General features: G+C 50.8%; 14 protein-coding genes. 9 read left to right on the top strand and 5 right to left on the bottom strand.

Translation table 11 applies throughout. The features are described from left to right. Positions 1–9 precede the first annotated feature (9 nt). Positions 10–489 carry a protein-export chaperone SecB gene (secB, locus tag ACZ5FM_RS16475; protein ID WP_192490597.1) on the top strand — a complete coding sequence of 160 codons (480 nt, stop codon included), beginning with the start codon at positions 10–12 and terminating at the stop codon, positions 487–489. A gap of 127 nt (positions 490–616) precedes the next feature. On the opposite strand, the gene dnaQ is transcribed toward secB, so the two are convergent. The 5 genes from dnaQ to ACZ5FM_RS16450 are packed head-to-tail and all read right to left on the bottom strand — an operon-like array spanning position 617 to position 4239. Further along, complete coding sequence (dnaQ, locus tag ACZ5FM_RS16470; protein ID WP_259148941.1) at positions 617–1318, bottom strand: DNA polymerase III subunit epsilon; 702 nt, start codon at positions 1316–1318, stop codon at positions 617–619. Next, positions 1311–1919 (bottom strand): dephospho-CoA kinase, encoded by a 609-nt coding sequence (gene coaE, locus ACZ5FM_RS16465; protein ID WP_464039260.1) that lies wholly within the window; start codon positions 1917–1919, stop codon positions 1311–1313. Before coaE ends, dnaQ begins: the two co-directional genes overlap by 8 nt. Continuing rightward, positions 1916–2776, bottom strand: a complete 861-nt coding sequence (locus tag ACZ5FM_RS16460) for a shikimate dehydrogenase (RefSeq protein ID WP_464039259.1) — start codon at positions 2774–2776, stop codon at positions 1916–1918. Before ACZ5FM_RS16460 ends, coaE begins: the two co-directional genes overlap by 4 nt. Further along, positions 2769–3368 carry a Maf-like protein gene (locus ACZ5FM_RS16455; RefSeq protein ID WP_464039258.1) on the bottom strand — a complete coding sequence of 200 codons (600 nt, stop codon included), beginning with the start codon at positions 3366–3368 and terminating at the stop codon, positions 2769–2771. The genes ACZ5FM_RS16460 and ACZ5FM_RS16455 overlap by 8 nt, the downstream gene beginning before the upstream one ends. 49 nt (positions 3369–3417) lie before the next feature. Then, complete coding sequence (locus ACZ5FM_RS16450) at positions 3418–4239, bottom strand: pyruvate, water dikinase regulatory protein (protein ID WP_464039257.1); 822 nt, start codon at positions 4237–4239, stop codon at positions 3418–3420. Between the two features lie 404 nt (positions 4240–4643). On the opposite strand from ACZ5FM_RS16450, the gene hemE reads away from it, so the two are divergent. From hemE to ACZ5FM_RS16410, 8 genes are all read left to right on the top strand, one after another. Beyond that, entirely contained in the window at positions 4644–5672 is a 1029-nt protein-coding gene (gene hemE, locus ACZ5FM_RS16445; RefSeq protein ID WP_275643440.1) for a uroporphyrinogen decarboxylase, read from the top strand. Continuing rightward, complete coding sequence (hemJ, locus tag ACZ5FM_RS16440) at positions 5669–6211, top strand: protoporphyrinogen oxidase HemJ (protein WP_464039256.1); 543 nt, start codon at positions 5669–5671, stop codon at positions 6209–6211. The genes hemE and hemJ overlap by 4 nt, the downstream gene beginning before the upstream one ends. Before the next feature lie 195 nt (positions 6212–6406). Beyond that, on the top strand, positions 6407–7672 hold the full coding sequence (gene rho, locus ACZ5FM_RS16435; RefSeq protein WP_192490589.1) for a transcription termination factor Rho: 1266 nt from the start codon (positions 6407–6409) through the stop codon (positions 7670–7672). Positions 7673–7784: 112 nt separating this feature from the next. Next, positions 7785–9116 carry a tRNA uridine-5-carboxymethylaminomethyl(34) synthesis GTPase MnmE gene (gene mnmE / locus ACZ5FM_RS16430; RefSeq protein WP_464039255.1) on the top strand — a complete coding sequence of 444 codons (1332 nt, stop codon included), beginning with the start codon at positions 7785–7787 and terminating at the stop codon, positions 9114–9116. Positions 9117–9182: 66 nt separating this feature from the next. After that, a complete protein-coding gene (gene mnmG, locus ACZ5FM_RS16425) occupies positions 9183–11060 on the top strand; it encodes a tRNA uridine-5-carboxymethylaminomethyl(34) synthesis enzyme MnmG (RefSeq protein WP_464039254.1) in 1878 nt (625 codons plus the stop codon). Between the two features lie 11 nt (positions 11061–11071). After that, positions 11072–11686 carry a 16S rRNA (guanine(527)-N(7))-methyltransferase RsmG gene (gene rsmG / locus ACZ5FM_RS16420; RefSeq protein WP_275643436.1) on the top strand — a complete coding sequence of 205 codons (615 nt, stop codon included), beginning with the start codon at positions 11072–11074 and terminating at the stop codon, positions 11684–11686. A gap of 24 nt (positions 11687–11710) precedes the next feature. Continuing rightward, the gene (locus tag ACZ5FM_RS16415; protein WP_275643473.1) at positions 11711–12505 is read left to right on the top strand and encodes a ParA family protein; all 795 of its coding nucleotides are present in this window, start codon (positions 11711–11713) and stop codon (positions 12503–12505) included. Positions 12506–12535: 30 nt separating this feature from the next. Then, positions 12536–13417, top strand: coding sequence for a ParB/RepB/Spo0J family partition protein (locus tag ACZ5FM_RS16410; RefSeq protein WP_259148951.1), 882 nt, complete (start codon positions 12536–12538; stop codon positions 13415–13417). The last annotated feature ends 52 nt before the right edge of the window (positions 13418–13469 follow it).

Below are 13469 nucleotides of genomic sequence, written 5' to 3'. Positions count from 1 at the left end.
GGAAAAAGCATGACCACCGAAAATGGCGCGCAGGGCGGAGCCAGCCCCTCCCTGAATATTCTGACCCAGTACATCAAGGATCTGTCGTTCGAAAATCCCGGCGCTCCCCGTTCCTTGCAGGCGCGTGAGGGTGCTCCCTCGATCAACATCAATGTCAACGTCAATGCGAACCCGATCACCGGTTCTGACTTCGACGTTGTTCTGACGCTGAACGCTGAAGCCAAGGATGGCGACAAGGTTCTGTTTGCAGCGGAACTGGTTTACGGCGGTGTTTTCCGCATCACTGGTTTCCCACAGGAACATATGCTGCCGGTTCTCTTCATCGAGTGCCCACGCCTTCTGTTCCCGTTTGCACGCCAGATCATTGCTGACGTGACGCGCAATGGTGGCTTCCCGCCACTGATGATCGACCCGATCGACTTTGCGCAGATGTTTGCACAGCGCGTTGCTGAAGAGCAGGCCCGCTCCAAGGTTCAGGTTACCAACTGATAGTTGGTTCGCTTTTATGAAACTAAAAAGCCCGCAGCGAATACCCCGCAGCGGGCTTTTTGTTTGTTCGAAGAAAAATCTTTCTCTTTTATCTGAGGTCTCGTCTCGGAGACCACCGACAGCTGATTTAGTTGTAACGTCCCCAAATCGCTTTTTCGCCCATTGAGGCAACCAGCTTCGCATGTGATTCAGCTTCAAGTTGGGACAATCGTGAAGGCAATGCGTGTGGTCGCGACAATGGCTCGTCGACCTGGCTGTCATCGCCGACATCTATCTGTTCTGCCACCTTCTGCGCCGATCCGAAACCAAGCGCTGTCTGGCGTCCGCCAATCATCTCGATATAGACTTCAGCCAAAAGTTCGGAGTCGAGAAGCGCGCCGTGTTTTTCGCGGCGGGAGTTGTCGATGCCATAACGACGGCAAAGAGCATCGAGAGAGTTTGGCCCCATCGGATGTTTGCGGCGAGCCATCGCCAGGGTATCCAGCACCATATCAGGTGCCACGGGCTCTATACCCAGACGCGCAAATTCCGCATTGATGAAGCCCATATCGAAGGTCGCGTTATGAGCGACCCACTTCGCGCCTTCAAAGAACTCCCGTATCTGGTCAACGACCTCAGAGAATTTTGGCTTATCGACCAAAGATTCGTCGGTAATGCCATGCACCGCCAAAGCGTCTGGATGAACTTTGCGACCCTGCGGATTGATATACAAATGGATCGTACGACCCGTAGGAAAATGATTGATAAGCTCAATGCCGCCAATTTCGATGATGCGATCATTCTTTGATTCAAGTCCGGTCGTTTCCGTATCGAAAATAATCTCACGCATCTGCATTATCCTTATTCATCTGCCCACGCAGATTGTGAATGATCTCATCAACCTGTTGTCTGGCCGCCTCCATACCGTTTCCGGTATCAATTATAAAATCCGCCCTCGCCCGTTTTACCGCATCCGGTGTCTGCCGTGACAGGATCATTGCAAATTTTTCTGCCGTCATGTCAGGGCGTTTCAAAACCCGTTCTTTCTGAATTTCAGGATCACAAGTGACGACAACTATCTTGTCGACCCTTTTGTCAGCTCCCGTTTCAAACAGCAAAGGTATATCGAGAATGACGATGTCTTGCCCCAAGGCTTTCTGGTTTGCCAAAAAATCCTTTTCCATTTCGCGCACAAGCGGATGAACAATGCCTTCCAGCATTTTAAAATTAGCCGGATTCTTCTTGAGTTCTTGCGACAGTTTTTGACGATCGACTGTTCCATTGGACGTGACGCCAGGAAAGGCCTCTTCAATGGTAGAAACTGCTTTACCCGAATAGAGACTATGCACATGCCGATCAGAGTCATTGACCGGGATTCCAGCATCGGCAAACATGGCGGCTGTCGTCGACTTGCCCATGCCTATCGACCCGGTCAGCCCGATCACAATCATGCATGTTTCTCCATGTCGGCGATGATCAGAGACCGCAATGTCTCATCGACCTTCGGGCGAACCCCAAACCATTTCTCAAAACCTGGTGCTGCCTGATGCAGTAACATGCCAAGACCGTCAACAATCGCAAAGCCCTGTCGCTCGGCAATTTTCAGGATCGGCGTTTTCAGCGGCACATACACGATGTCAGTTACCACTGCGTCGGTTACCAATGGCGAGAAGTCGAAATCCGGTATTTCACTTCCATCCATTCCAAGCGACGTAGTGTTCACAAAAAGCCCAGCGCCCGACATGGTTTCCTGCAAAGCGTCTATTGCATGCGCATGCACTTTCTCACCAAAGCGATCTGAAAGTTCCTGAGCGCGTTCTACCGTTCTGTTGAGAACATGGATTTCGCTCAGGCCGCGATTGCGCAGCGCCTGGATAATGGCCCGGCTTGCCCCCCCTGCTCCAAGAACAACAGCCTTGCCAGCTTTATCCCATCCGGGATGACGTTGATCGAGATTGGCAATGAAACCATGGCCGTCTGTGTTGCTGGCGCAGAGTTTTCCTTCCTCAACCCAGATCGTGTTGGCGGCACCAAGTTCAGTGGCCAATTCATCAGGTTTGTCGGCGCATTGAAAAGCGATTTCCTTATGAGGGATTGTCACATTGCCACCGGCAAATCTGCCCTCACCCGATTTGACCTTGCTCAGAAATTCTCTGAAACTATCGGGATGCACCTCAACGGCATTATAGGAACCATCAATTCCAAACTGTTTCAACCAGTGACCGTGGATCAGCGGTGATCGCGAATGCTTGATTGGATAGCCGGCAACGAAAGCATTGATGGTTAATGTTTCACGTGAATCACGCATTTATGACCCCCAATTTTCTTAACGCTTCCAAAAGCGGCAGTAGCGGCAGGCCAAGCACGGTAAAATAATCGCCTTCAATTGAAGTAAATAGCTGGATTCCCTCTCCTTCAAGTTGATAGGCTCCGACGCTGGTCAAGGCTTTTTCGCCGACCTTCCGCAGGTGTCCGTCGACGAAAACTTCACTCAATTTCCGAACAGTCATATCGGCATGGGTTACCGTCTGCCAGAGCACCTTACCGTCACGCACCATGACCGCGGCCGAGTTCAATCGATGTGTCTGCCCCGAGAGCGACATCAGATGCTGATGCGCCTCAGCCATATCCTTCGGTTTGTGGTAGATTCTTGAACCCAGCGACATTGTCTGGTCACAGCCAATAATAATGGTCTGAGGATGAAGGGCGGAAACAGCCAGTGCTTTCGCCTTGGCAAGTTCAAGCGCTGTTTCATCCGGCGTGCTACCGGCCGCCTGCAACGGCTCTTCAATCAAACGCTCGTCGATATCAGCGGCTTGCGCAGTAAACTCCAGGCCGGCATTTCTCATCAAGGCCTGGCGGGATGAACTGGAAGAAGCCAGAATCAAGGCCGGTTTCATATCTCTCTCCAACACTTATATCAGCGGCGGTTAAGCAGCGTGTCGCGGCTTAGCGTAGCTGTGGACGCAGGGCAATGATCGCAGCGGCCGTTTCTTCAATCGATCTGCGCGTCACATCTATCACCGGCCAATTGTTATGGGCACACAACGAACGCGCATATTTAAGCTCTTCCATAATTGTCGCCCTGTCAGTGTATCCGCCAGGGTCAAAACCGCTTGTTGAACCGAGTTCGCGATTCTCCCGAATTTGCGAAATGCGATCTGATGTGGCGATCAATCCGACGATCAAAGGTTTGGTGGCTGCATAAAGACTGTCCGGCAAGGGAACACCGGGAACAACAGGTATATTGGCAGCCTTTATACCTCTGTTAGCGAGATAGATGCTGGTGGGAGTTTTGGAGGTACGGCTGATGCCGACGATAACCACATCAGCCTCATCATAGTTCTCCGACATCTGGCCATCGTCATGATCCATGGCAAAGGTCAATGCTTCAATGCGGCCAAAATAGTCGGCGTTCAGAGCATATTGTGCACCGACCTGCTGTTTTGATTTTTTTCCGAGATAGGTCTGAAAGGTCGTCAAGATCGGTTCGAGCACATTCACGCAAGGGATATCCATAGCCTGGCAACGTTGCGACAGGAACTCGCAAAGGTTCTCGTCCACCATTGTGTAAAGGAGAATGCCGGGTTCGTTATCGATTGCATCGAGGATCTGGCCAAGCTGCTTCTGGTTTCTGACCATTGGATAGACATGCACAATTGGTGTTGCGGCATGAAACTGCGCGGAGGCAGCACGGCCTGCAGATCTGAGAGTCTCTCCTGTTGAGTCAGAAATCAGATGCAGATGAAAGAAACTTTTCTGGTTCTCCACGTTGTTTTTGCCTGCCTGTTGATAAGTGGGGATGACTTCATCCTACTGGCGAGAGACAGATCCGGGAACGGGAAAAGTGTCGAGTTTTCCACAAAAAGCACTTCAGCGGACTTCGTTGAGAGGAGCTTGTGGATAGGTGGGAAAAAATGCCGCAGTCCAAATCCATGCAACAGTTATCCACAATTTGAGAGAAATTTTTTAGCGTTCAAGTCAATGATTTTTCGCTATTTTTTGAATTATTCACAGTACCAAGCTGTTTGGCTGAAGCTGTGTCCCCCCAATTGCTGTCTGTCATGTTTTTGTGGGTGAGGCTTGAGGTGTTTTTAATTCCTGATACTCACTGACTCTAAGAATAAGAAGATTCTAAGAATCTCTATTTTTATATTTTGGAAAGGTGTGAATTCATGGCTGTACGCCGTCTGCTAAAAGTGCTTGATGGAGAAACACTCACTCCTCCACCAATCTGGCTTATGAGACAGGCTGGTCGTTACCTTCCAGAATATAGACAAACGCGTCAGCAAGCCGGAAGTTTCCTGGACCTCTGTTATAATCCGGAATTGGCCACCGAAGTGACCTTGCAGCCTATTCGCCGCTTTGGTCTGGATGCTGCAATCCTGTTCTCAGACATACTGGTTATTCCAGATGCTTTGAAGCGCAATGTTACCTTCAGCGAGGGCAAGGGTCCGGCTATGGATCCAATTGAGGTTTCAGACATTGCATCCTTTTCCAAAGTCGATGTTCTTCCCCATCTCTGTCCCGTGTTTGAAACCGTAAAGCGGTTGCGCGCGGAACTGCCTCAGGAAACGACGCTGCTTGGCTTCTGTGGGGCGCCCTGGACAGTTGCGACCTATATGATTGCCGGCCACGGAACACCCGATCAGGCACCCGCGCGTCTGTTCGGTTATAATCATCCTCAAGCAATGGAAGAACTGCTGGCTACTCTCGCTGACATATCCGCTGATTATCTCGTGGCGCAGATTGACGCCGGCGCAGATGCCGTTCAGATTTTCGACTCCTGGGCTGGCGTGCTTGGTGAGAGTGAGTTTGAAAAATTTGCGGTGAAGCCGGTTCAGCGCATCATTGCGTCCGTTCGTAGCCGTCGCCCCGGTGCCAAGATCATCGCTTTTGCCAAAGGTGCGGGACTTCTGTTGAAGGATTACCGTCAAAAGACCGGCGCAGATGCCATTGGGCTCGATTGGTCTGTTCCGCTTTCCTTTGCACAGGAGTTGCAGAAGGACGGCCCCGTACAGGGCAATCTGGACCCTATGCGTATGGTCGCCGGTGGCAAGGCACTGGATGAGGGCATCGATGCCATTCTGCAGGCACTGGGCAACGGTCCACTGATTTTCAATCTTGGCCATGGTATCACGCCACAGGCCGATCCTGAGAATGTAACGAAACTGGTGAACCGCGTGCGTGGTTTTAAACGATGAGTGATGAGCTGCAGACTTCGGAATCTGCTGGACGGAAAACCCGGCTGCGCGTAGCTGTGGCGCTCAGCGCATTTGTTTGCTTCGGTGGCCTGCTCTACTGTATAGGTCCTGATCAGGCCTATCTCTGGGTAAAGGCGCTGCATATCATTGCTGTGATTTCGTGGATGGCGGGGCTGCTTTATATGCCGCGGCTGTTCATCTACCACACAGATGCACCGGTCGGTTCCGTGCAATCCGAAACCTTCAAGGTGATGGAACGGCGTCTTCTCAAGCTGATCATGAACCCAGCCATGATGATTTCATGGGTACTGGGGCTTTACCTCGCCTGGAGCGTTTATGGCTTTTCGGGTGGATGGCTCCATGCCAAAATTCTCGCAGTGGTGTTTCTAACCGGTGCGCATATGTATTTCAGCCGTGCAGTTCGGGTTTTTGCGCGTGATGAAAACAAACACAGCGCCCGACACTGGCGGTTGTTAAACGAGGTTCCAACCGTCTTGATGATCATCATCGTCATACTTGTGGTTGTGAAACCGTTTTGATCGGTTCATATTTTTATAAATTTCGCGGAATTGTTGCTTTTCTCTTGCAGGCTGCCAATTCAGTCGCTATTTTCCCGCTACTCATCTTCGCGGCATGTGTCTTGTTCAGTCGTATGCGGGTCATTCACCCAGTACCGAATTTTTCAGCACGCCCCTCCCCTATCATTTCTTAATATCTGAAACGGTCTTCTCTTCATGGCTGAAATGAAGCTTCAAGAACTAAAAAGCAAATCTCCAACCGATTTGCTGACATTTGCGGAATCGCTCGAGGTCGAAAACGCCAGCACCATGCGCAAGCAGGAGCTGATGTTTGCTATCCTCAAGGTTCTCGCCAGCCAGGATATCGAGATTATCGGTGAAGGTGTGGTGGAAGTTCTGCAGGACGGTTTCGGCTTTCTGCGTTCCGCCAATGCCAACTATCTGCCTGGTCCTGATGATATCTACATATCTCCCTCGCAGATCCGCCGCTTCTCGCTGAAGACTGGCGATACGGTTGAAGGACCAATCCGTGGGCCGAAGGAAGGCGAACGGTATTTTGCGCTTCTGAAGGTCAACTCGATCAACTTCGACGATCCTGAAAAGATTCGCCACAAGGTTCACTTCGATAACCTGACACCGCTCTATCCGAATGAGCGTTTCAAGATGGAACTTGATGTTCCAACCTCGAAGGATTTGTCGTCTCGTGTTATCGATCTGGTTGCCCCACTCGGCAAAGGCCAGCGTGGTCTGATCGTTGCACCGCCACGTACCGGTAAAACGGTTCTGCTGCAGAATATCGCACATTCGATCACTGCCAACCATCCGGAATGCTATCTCATCGTTCTACTGATCGATGAGCGTCCTGAAGAAGTGACGGACATGCAGCGTTCTGTGAAGGGTGAAGTTGTTTCCTCTACCTTCGACGAGCCAGCAGTTCGCCACGTTCAGGTCGCTGAAATGGTCATTGAGAAGGCGAAGCGCCTTGTCGAGCATGGTCGCGACGTTGTTATCCTGCTCGATTCGATCACCCGCCTCGGCCGTGCTTACAACACCGTTGTTCCTTCTTCTGGTAAGGTTCTGACCGGTGGTGTCGATGCCAACGCCCTGCAGCGTCCTAAGCGTTTCTTCGGTGCTGCCCGTAACATCGAAGAAGGCGGCTCATTGACAATCATCGCAACGGCGCTGATCGATACAGGCAGCCGCATGGACGAAGTTATCTTTGAAGAATTCAAGGGTACCGGTAACTCGGAAATCGTGCTTGACCGCAAGGTTGCTGACAAGCGTATCTTCCCTGCTCTGGATATTCTCAAGTCCGGCACACGTAAGGAAGACCTGCTTGTGCCACGCCAAGATCTTCAGAAGATCTTTGTTCTACGCCGTATCCTTGCTCCGATGGGAACGATGGACGCCATCGAATTCCTAATCGACAAATTGAAGCAAACCAAGAACAACGGTGATTTCTTCGATTCGATGAATACCTGACGGTTAGCCGAATTCAGTAATAAAGTGGCCGTGTGGTGTAATGCCAGCACGGCCATTTTTTATTGAAGATAATAATTGTATGTTCGGGCCTAAACAGGACCAAGTGACAGCGATGACAAAAACCTCAGACACGATTTACGCATTGTCCAGCGGCGCGCTGCCTGCTGGTGTCGCGGTCATCAGACTCAGCGGACCACAGGCATTTCCTATGTTGCAAGGTCTGATCAAAGGTCCTTTGCCGGATTCCAGAAAAGCAAGCTTAAGAACGATTCGTAACCGTAATGGTCTAGTGATTGACCAGGCGCTGGTACTTCCATTTCCAGCTCCACACTCCTTTACCGGTGAAGATTGCGTGGAATTGCAGATCCACGGCAGCCGGGCTGTGGTAAATGCTATATTTGAGGAATTGGCAGGGCATGAAGGGGGAAGGCCGGCGGAAGCTGGCGAATTCTCCCAACGTGCTTTTGAGAATGGGAAGATGGATCTTGTCGAGGTTGAAGGTCTCGCAGATCTATTACATGCGGAAACGGAGATGCAGCGTCGTCTTGCCGTTGAGCAAAGTTCTGGCAAACTCTCTGCTCTTTACGATGGCTGGGCCGACAGGTTGACGCGAGCGCGTGCGTTTATCGAGGCCGAACTCGATTTTGCCGATGAAGAAGATGTACCTGACTCTGTCGCCAATCAGGTTTGGATACAGATGAAGGCGCTGCTGGATGAAATTAACAATCATCTTACCGCCGCATCGTCAGCAGAAATCATCCGAGACGGCCTCAAGATTGCGCTGGTTGGCGAACCTAACGTCGGCAAGTCCAGCCTGCTGAACGCTCTCAGCGGTCGTGACGTGGCGATCGTTACCGATATTGCTGGCACGACCAGGGATGTCCTGAACGTCGATCTTAACCTTGGTGGTTATCTCGTCACCGTCTCCGATACCGCCGGCATAAGAGAGACGGCTGATGCCGTCGAGCAGGAAGGCGTTAAAAGAGCGGTTGCAAAAGCCGAAACGGCCGACTTGGTTTTGCATCTTGTTGATACCGATTCGATTCCGAAACAAACTAGCCCTACTATCAATAACGGTAACCACGTCCTCGTGCGCAGCAAAAGCGACAAGCGCGGTCCCTCACCTTTGCCATGTGAATTTGCACTGGAACTGTCCGTCGAAAGCGGACAGGGTTTGGAAAAACTCAAATCATTTATTCGAGACTATATAGAGAACCGCCTTGGTTCTGCATCGATGTTGGCGCCCGCGCGACAGAGACATCAGAAACGTCTTGAAGAGACACGAAATTATGTTAGTGATGCGCTGCAATCCGAAGGTCAGGATTTGGCCATACGATCGGAATATCTTCGTCTCGCTGCAAGTTCTCTTGGTAGAATAACCGGACGAGTAGATGTCGAAGATTTATTGGGTGTGATTTTCTCCGAATTCTGCATTGGCAAATGATTCACGTGAAACATTCGGGCTAATGAGTGCCTCTCCGTTTCCGCAGAGTAATACAAGGGCATAAAGATGCACTACGATGTAATTGTTATCGGTGGTGGACATGCGGGCTGCGAAGCCGCGGCGGCAGCGGCACGTCATGGCGCAAAGACAGCTTTGATTACCCACAAAGCTGACACCATTGGCGTCATGTCCTGTAATCCTGCGATTGGTGGTTTGGGAAAAGGTCACCTTGTTCGCGAGATTGACGCTCTCGATGGTTTGATGGGCCGTGTTGCCGATGCGGGCGGAATTCAGTTCCGTATGCTCAATCGTAAAAAAGGGCCGGCTGTCCGCGGTCCTCGTACGCAGGCTGACCGCAAGCTTTATCGTCTCGCTATGGCTAAGGAAATTGCCACAATCGATAATCTTACAGTTATCGAAGGTGATGCCTATGATATTGAAATTGAAGATAAAATCGTCAAAAAAGTTGTCATGGCGGATGGGCGTGTGTTTCCTTGCGCATCAGTTGTTCTGACCAGCGGCACCTTTCTCCGAGGCCTCATTCATATCGGTTCCGAAAAGATTCCTGCAGGGCGTGTTGGTGAAAAGCCATCTGTTGGACTGTCGGATACACTGGCGCGGTTGGGGTTGAAACTGGGTCGTTTGAAAACTGGCACACCAGCCCGTTTGAATGGCAAAACAATTGATTGGGATTCGGTGGAGCGCCAGTCCGCAGACGAAGACCCGGTCCCCTTCTCTTTCATGACGGACGCGATTGTTAATCCGCAAATTGATTGTGGTGTGACCCGTACCACCGAATACAGTCACAAGATCATCCGCGACAATATCCATCTCTCCGCGATGTATTCCGGACAGATTGAAGGTGTTGGGCCACGTTACTGCCCTTCCATCGAAGACAAGATCGTTCGTTTTGGAGACCGTGACGGCCACCAGATATTCCTGGAGCCCGAGGGACTGGATGACGACACGATTTACCCGAACGGTATTTCGACGTCGTTACCGGCGTCCGTTCAGGAAGCTTTCATTCATAGTATTCCCGGGTTGGAAAAAGTTGAAATTTTCCAACCAGGTTATGCAATTGAATATGATTACGTAGATCCTCGCGAGCTCTACCCTTCTTTGCAGGTCAAGAAGGTGCAAGGTCTGTTTCTTGCAGGACAAATCAATGGCACGACTGGTTACGAAGAAGCGGGCGCTCAAGGCCTGGTCGCCGGTCTTAATGCATCGCTTTATGCTTCCGGTGCTAACGCCCTGCATTTCAGCCGCACTGAATCCTATATCGGTGTGATGATTGACGATCTGACGTCGAAGGGCGTCAGTGAACCGTACCGCATGTTTACATCACGTGCCGAATATCGGCTTTCTCTACGAGTTGATAATGCCGATTTGCGTCTGACCCCTATTGGTTTGAAAGCGGGAATTATTGGTTCGGCCCGCGCTGGGCGCTTTTCTGAATTCACGGATGCGATCGAAGACGGTCGTGCTCTGCTGCAGTCAATTCAGATCAGCCCCAACGAAGGGGCAAAAATTGGCTTGAAGTTGAATCAGGATGGGCAGCGCCGTTCTGCCTATGAGTTGCTGTCCTATCCTGATATTTCGCTCGATCAGCTCCGTGGACATTGGAGCGAGTTGAGCGTGATCAACAATAAGGTTGGCGAAGTGCTGGAGATTGAAGCTGGCTATGCTGTATATATGCAGCGTCAGAGCGCTGATATTATCGAAATTCGTCGTGACGAGGATCGTAAGATACCGGCTGATTTTGACTACAGCTTGCTTTCCGGCCTGTCGAATGAGTTGAAGCAGAAACTTATTGCTGCAAAACCTCTGAATATCGCACAGGCATCCCGTGTCGATGGCATGACACCGGCCGCTGTATCGCTTATTCTGGCGTTGGTAAAAAAGCACAACGTAGCGATTCAACCGCAGGTAAAATCGCACTCATAGCGAGTCTTTATATGCAGATAAACGGCCAAAGTGTTTCACGTGAAACACATGAACGACTCACACATTATGTTGAGCTGTTTAAAAAGTGGAATAAAACAACAAATCTCGCAGCGCCGTCCACCATATCGGAAATCTGGAGTCGGCACATTGCCGATAGCGCGCAGATTTTTCAGCTAAGCCCACAACCGCAGACGTGGGTTGATTTGGGCAGTGGCGGCGGACTTCCTGGCGTTGTCACAGCGATTTTCCTGGCTGAACTCAATGATGGCTGGGTTCATCTGGTTGAAAGCAACAATAAGAAAGCGGCTTTCTTGCGTGTTGCTCTGGCTGAGACCGGTGCAAGGGGCAGTGTTCACCCCATTCGCATCGAGAAAGCGCCTGAAATCATTCCGCATTGCGATGTGATTTCAGCACGCGCGCTCGCTGACCTCGATCTTTTGCTCGAATATATGCATCCTTGGGCCAAAGATTCCGAAAAAGTGAGGGCTTTTTTTAATAAAGGCCGGGATTACCAAAGTGAGATCACGAAAGCCCGTGGTCGTTGGCAGTTTGATCTGATAAAACATTCCAGTGTTGTTGAGGCAGATTCCGTTGTTCTGGAAATCAGCCGTCTTACATCTCAATAATGATGTATTCTCTGGGTGTGCGGCATTATGTTTGAAAAAAACCGAATTATCACCATTGCAAATCAGAAAGGCGGCGTTGGTAAAACAACGACAGCCATCAATCTTGCAACGGCACTCGCGGCAATTGGGGAACGTGTTCTTATTGTTGACCTCGATCCGCAGGGTAATGCCAGTACTGGCTTGGGTATCGATCGCCGCGACCGCAAACTTTCGTCTTATGACTTGCTGATTGGTAGCAATACGATTGGTGAGACTGTCGTCCCAACAGCTGTTCCCAATCTTGATATTGTGCCATCCACAATGGACTTGCTGGGCTTCGAAATGGAAGCTGCGAATCTGCCCAACCGTGCTTTTCGATTGAAGGCCGCCCTGTCGAGCGAACAGGCGAAAACCTATTCCTATATTCTATTGGACTGCCCGCCATCCTTCAATCTACTGACCATGAATGCTATGGCCGCCGCACATTCGGTATTGGTGCCACTTCAGTGCGAGTTCTTTGCGTTGGAAGGGTTGAGTCAGTTGCTCGATACCGTCAATCAGGTTCGGCAGACTGTCAATCCTACTCTCGATATCCAGGGTATCGTATTGACGATGTTTGATGCGAGAAACAATCTGGCCCAGCAGGTTGTTAACGATGTGCGTACCCACCTTGGGGAAAAAGTCTATCATACGCTTATTCCTCGCAATGTTCGGGTTTCGGAAGCGCCATCTCATGGTAAGCCTGCAATTCTCTACGATCTGAAATGCGCGGGTAGTCAGGCCTATCTTCAGCTTGCGTCGGAAGTTATCCAGCGCGAGCGGTTGCGTAAGGCGGCGTGACGGACAAGTTTATAGTACGGAGTGACATGCATGAGTGACGATATTTCAAAACGTCGGCTTGGCCGCGGTTTGGCAGCCCTGATCGGTGAGATGGATCAGCCCCTGCCCTCGGGAGATACGCAGCGTACGGTCAATCCCGATCGAAATGTTCCCATCGAATTCATAGCCCGCAGCGCGCGTAACCCGCGCCGGCATTTCGATGAAAGCGAACTGCAGGATTTGGCTGCTTCTATTCGTCAACATGGCATCGTGCAGCCGGTTGTGGTGCGTACCGTTGAACCCAGCCGTTATGAGATCATCGCTGGTGAACGTCGCTGGCGTGCTGCGCAGCTAGCGGGCTTTACAGAAATCCCAGTTATTATTCGTGACGTGGACGATCGAACAGCGCTTGAATTGGCGATTGTTGAAAACGTCCAGCGCTCAGACCTTAATCCGCTTGAAGAAGCTTTAGGTTACGATCAGCTTATTGCTGAGCATGGTTATACACAAAACGATCTTGGCGAAATTATCGGTAAAAGCCGAAGCCATGTTGCCAACAGCCTGCGCTTGTTGAAACTGCCAGATCCTGTTCGTGACATGTTGGCACAGGGTTCCCTGTCTGCCGGTCACGCACGTGCGTTGGTTTCGACCTCTGATCCATCGGGCCTGGCAAAAACTATCGTGTCAAAGGGTTTGTCCGTTCGTGACGCTGAGCGTTTGGCGCAAAATGACATCAAGGGACAGAGTGAACCTCAGCGGCAGTCCGTACCGGAAACCAAGGATTCAGATACTCTGGCTTTGGAGCGTTCACTGACGGATGCACTTGGGTTGGATGTAAAGATCAATCACAAAGCGTCTGGCGGCCAGATCCGTATCAGCTATAAAACGTTGGAGCAGCTTGAGGCTGTCTGCAAGCTTCTGGAACGCGCCTGATATTGTTTCGAAAATGAAATGATTTCATTGCAAACCCGCATCGACGTTGGTG

This window comes from Agrobacterium sp. 5Ca50, assembly GCF_055381905.1.
The sequence above is the reverse complement of the archived record's forward strand: the minus strand, read 5'-3'. Positions and strand labels throughout refer to the sequence as shown.

What these genes read in the sequence shown, in the direction of transcription:
- secB (WP_192490597.1), top strand. Translation starts at nt 10, where the DNA reads ATGACCACCGAAAATGGCGCGCAGGGCGGAGCCAGCCCCTCCCTGAAT.
- dnaQ (WP_259148941.1), bottom strand. Translation starts at nt 1,318, where the DNA reads ATGCGTGAGATTATTTTCGATACGGAAACGACCGGACTTGAATCAAAG.
- coaE (WP_464039260.1), bottom strand. Translation starts at nt 1,919, where the DNA reads ATGATTGTGATCGGGCTGACCGGGTCGATAGGCATGGGCAAGTCGACG.
- ACZ5FM_RS16460 (WP_464039259.1), bottom strand. Translation starts at nt 2,776, where the DNA reads ATGCGTGATTCACGTGAAACATTAACCATCAATGCTTTCGTTGCCGGC.
- ACZ5FM_RS16455 (WP_464039258.1), bottom strand. Translation starts at nt 3,368, where the DNA reads ATGAAACCGGCCTTGATTCTGGCTTCTTCCAGTTCATCCCGCCAGGCC.
- hemE (WP_275643440.1), top strand. Translation starts at nt 4,644, where the DNA reads ATGGCTGTACGCCGTCTGCTAAAAGTGCTTGATGGAGAAACACTCACT.
- hemJ (WP_464039256.1), top strand. Translation starts at nt 5,669, where the DNA reads ATGAGTGATGAGCTGCAGACTTCGGAATCTGCTGGACGGAAAACCCGG.
- rho (WP_192490589.1), top strand. Translation starts at nt 6,407, where the DNA reads ATGGCTGAAATGAAGCTTCAAGAACTAAAAAGCAAATCTCCAACCGAT.
- mnmE (WP_464039255.1), top strand. Translation starts at nt 7,785, where the DNA reads ATGACAAAAACCTCAGACACGATTTACGCATTGTCCAGCGGCGCGCTG.
- mnmG (WP_464039254.1), top strand. Translation starts at nt 9,183, where the DNA reads ATGCACTACGATGTAATTGTTATCGGTGGTGGACATGCGGGCTGCGAA.
- rsmG (WP_275643436.1), top strand. Translation starts at nt 11,072, where the DNA reads ATGCAGATAAACGGCCAAAGTGTTTCACGTGAAACACATGAACGACTC.
- ACZ5FM_RS16410 (WP_259148951.1), top strand. Translation starts at nt 12,536, where the DNA reads ATGAGTGACGATATTTCAAAACGTCGGCTTGGCCGCGGTTTGGCAGCC.